Source organism: Bacteroides sp. 1_1_14 (genome assembly GCF_000162515.1).
Taxonomy (GTDB): domain Bacteria; phylum Bacteroidota; class Bacteroidia; order Bacteroidales; family Bacteroidaceae; genus Bacteroides; species Bacteroides thetaiotaomicron.
This window is the reverse complement of sequence record NZ_GG774721.1, coordinates 1-3,778: the sequence shown is the minus strand read 5'-3', so window position 1 is coordinate 3,778 and position 3,778 is coordinate 1. Positions and strand designations below refer to the sequence as shown.

Below are 3,778 nucleotides of genomic sequence, written 5' to 3'. Positions count from 1 at the left end.
TATTGGGTAGGATACCAGTAGAGTTTGTAGTAGAGGCTGAAGCGTAAGTTTGGTTTTTATCTGTACCGGTAGAAAAAGTTATTGCATTAATAACGTTTGCACCTGTATTAAAGAACTTTTTCGGATCATACCTCAAAGATGTTTTATCACCCCAGCTTGCAAATTCACCAGACTTATTACCATAGGTATTTTGCATCTCAGGCATAATATATGCATTAGAAAATGTAGTGTTATTACTTACGGTTAATGTAGTACGTTCTGCTTTTCCTTTTTCGTATTAATAAGTACAACACCATTTGCTGCTGCATTTCCATAAAGAGCAGCTGCTGACGGTCCGGTCAACATGTTTATACTTTCAATATCATCAGGATTGATATCAGCTACACCATCGGATCCTGCCTGAGTTGCAAACTGACCTTCGCTTTCACCAAAGCTTACGTTAAACATTGGAATACCATCAATTACATATAAGGCATTGTTGTCTTTTGTGATGGATTTAGAACCACGCATAACAACACGTGCAGCACCGCCAGCACCTGTTGCACCACTGTTAATCTGGACACCGGCAACTTTTCCAGCTAATGAATTCATGAAATTGGCATCTTTCACAGTTGTCAACTCATCACCTTTAACTTGCTGCACATTGTAACTTAATGCCTTCTGTTCACGCTTAATACCCAATGCGGTTACAACTACTTCTTCTAATGTTTGAGTATCTTCTCCCATCACTATTTTTAGTGGTTGTGTATTAGCTAATGTGATTGATTGGGAGTAATGAATTTATAGCTGTTTTCATACTTCTTTATGTTCTATTTTTAAGAATAGCCAGGTAGTCAAAGTCTATGAAATCTAATAAATAGCAAAAAAAATGTATAATTTATTGCAAGATTATGCGATGTGTTTGCATAAAACAATTGCTTAGTGCATAAAAATGCCATCTTCAATTCTATGAAAGAGCTTTAAAATATACGAACGGAGCAGTCGTTGGTTTAAAAGGAACGGCATTTTGGTTTTAAAGGAAACACCAGTTCCTTTAAAACCAAGATAAATATGGGCACTTTGAAAGAACTTTTTCTCTATTTGATTTAATTTTTCGCTTGATTCTGAAATGACAATATGATTCTATATATTGTTATTTATATTAAAACGCCTGTATTTTAAACGATTTAATAACCATATAATTATTAATAACGTTTATTTAAATCAAGCCGTTGAATACAAATCAAGAATAAAGGTTTTATTTCTAATTCTTATATAGTTTAGTGTAATATATTACATTATAGGCACATTAAATATGCATTTTTTTAAGAATGTGCTGATTTTACTGATTTCATGTTTTCTATTATTTATAAAATGCGACATTACAAGATATGATTAACCATATGGTTAATCATATCTTGTAATGATATTAGACACAATGAGATTTTTCTATAATTCATCATATTATCGTATACTCATTTATTTTATGCCTATGCAATAAACACAAAAAGTAGCGTTGTGCATACAATTTGCATGCACCATTCAAATTTACATTTTATTATCGAAATTAGTCAGTAGTCGAGCATTTCTAATCCTCTCTTCCTTTTCAAAACATGCTAAATAATTCTCAGTAACAGCTAAATTAGAGTGACCAAGACTTTCTGAAATATAAGACGTTTTGGCTCCACCACGTTTTAGTACTGTCGCAAATGAATGTCTTGCTGTATAAGTAGTCAGTTGAGCAATACCTGTACCTTGGGCTATTTTTTTTAATTTTCTATTACATTTAGTAACGATACGACGCACTAATTTGATCTTTTCAAAAGCATCTTCATTCCCTTTGGCATATTTAAAAATATAGGTTTGTGGGCTTATATTAGGGTTTCCCCACTTATGAATGATATCCCACATCTCAGGAGTTATAGTAGCACGTATTTCTTTACTATGTTTAGTAGTCCTGGATGTTTTAGAACGTATAAAACAGATTTCTCCATCTACAATATTTGAGTACTGGAGAAATAACAGATCCATAAAATTAATTCCATTACATAAATAAGAGAAGAACCATAAATCACGAAATTCCTCTAATTCATTGGTAGAATCCTGGAAAGACATGACTCTTTTTATCTCAGGAAGAGTGAGAGCCAGCTTTCGACCATGTCCTTCTGGTATTTCATATTTATTCTTTCCAAAAGGAAATGATGATTCTTTCAGTATTCCATCTCGTACTGCACGGTTTAATATGCACTTTAAGGTTCGAAAATAAATACTCACACTTGAATAGCTCTTACCGTTAGAAATCCAAAACCGCTCACAGTGCTTCAGCCACTCCACAGTAATTCTGTCTAATGGAATATTGGTACCACCAAAACATTCTAAACTCTTCAAAGCACTTCGATAATTTAAATATGTACTTGCCTGCTCATTATCCTCTAATTCCTTCATCTTTAATTCGAAAGCTGTACGCAGATTGATTTCTTTCGTATGCCTTCCAAGTCTGATACTCAATATTTCAAAACTAAATTCTCCTTTTTGGATAAGTTCGCTAACTTGCTGTTTTATAATAGAAAAACTACTTTCGATATCAGTCCTTACCTCCATTAATAACTGACTTTTTGCCTTTAACAATCTATCCCAGTCTTCTTTTGACAATTCTTTCCCCGTAGAATAATATTTCTGCTTTCTCCTAAATACGACTTGAACTTTAACTGGAAATAATCCATTAATTTTAGCCCTTCTGGTGTCTAATATGGTCAATACAGAAACTCCATCTTTTGAATATTTGAACATAAAATGATTCTTTATATCTATCTGTTATTTGAATATATGCAAATTGCATGCAAATGTAATAAATTGAATAGTTTTTCAGAACTACTTAATGCTCTATTTATCAAATGATTATGTATTTATTTTTCAAAAAAATGCTTAGTCTAACCATTTTTTACGAAAAAAAATCTTATTTTCGTTTAGTATGGTTGCAGTATCAAATGTATTACTGATGAATAAGCGCTTATGAAAAATCATTTTTAGTGTAACCTTTAAATTTATAAATATGAGAAACAGAGATACATAGATCCTTTGTATGAGTGGCGGTTATATTTATTACCCGCACATGTTTGTTAACTACCTAAAAACTATTTCTAATTAAAAAGAATAAGATGAAAGAAATTATAAAACACAAGTTTCCATACTTGTTATTTTTCCTTTTATTGTTTTCGAGTTTTGCCTCAGCTTATGGGCAGGAACGAATGATTACCCTTAATCTATCGAAGGTACCTCTAAATACTGCATTGAAAAGAGATAGAGAAACAAACTTCAATGTCAGTAGTATACAACACAAATGACGTCGATATTAATCGTGTCATATCTATTAAAGTTTCTAAAGAGTCGCTGACTAACGTTATGGGTCAGCTGTTTAAAGGAACAAATATCAGTTATTCAATAGTCGATAAGCATATTGTACTTTCTACTAAGAAAGAAGTAGAACAACAGAAAAAAACACCAATCGTTGCAACGGGAACAGTAACAGATGCACAAGGTGAACCTTTAATTGGAGTTAGCATTCTGGTGAAAGGAACAGCTACTGGTGCGATTACTGATATGGATGGAAATTTCAAAATACAAGCTGCCAAAGGTGATGTGTTAGAAATCTCCTATATCGGTTATGCCTCCCAATCAATCACGCTTGCCAACGCCCAACCCCTAAAAGTCACAATGGGTGAAGACACGCAAACCTTGGACGAAGTAGTAGTTACTGCGTTGGGTATCAAACGTGAACAAAAAGCGTTGAGTTATAATG

The 3,778-nt window shown here is 32.9% G+C and carries 1 protein-coding gene and 2 pseudogenes; 1 reads left to right on the top strand and 2 read right to left on the bottom strand.

Translation table 11 applies throughout. The features are described from left to right. Together HMPREF9007_RS0125535 and HMPREF9007_RS00470 are read right to left on the bottom strand one after the other, a co-directional pair. Nucleotides 1–726: pseudogene (locus HMPREF9007_RS0125535) on the bottom strand (TonB-dependent receptor plug domain-containing protein); the annotation flags it as partial. A gap of 801 nt (nucleotides 727–1,527) precedes the next feature. Then, nucleotides 1,528–2,769, bottom strand: a complete 1,242-nt coding sequence (locus HMPREF9007_RS00470) for a site-specific integrase (RefSeq protein ID WP_008763867.1) — start codon at nucleotides 2,767–2,769, stop codon at nucleotides 1,528–1,530. Nucleotides 2,770–3,137: 368 nt separating this feature from the next. Here HMPREF9007_RS00470 and HMPREF9007_RS00475 point away from each other — a divergent pair. Then, nucleotides 3,138–3,778, top strand: a pseudogene (locus HMPREF9007_RS00475) (carboxypeptidase-like regulatory domain-containing protein); the annotation flags it as partial.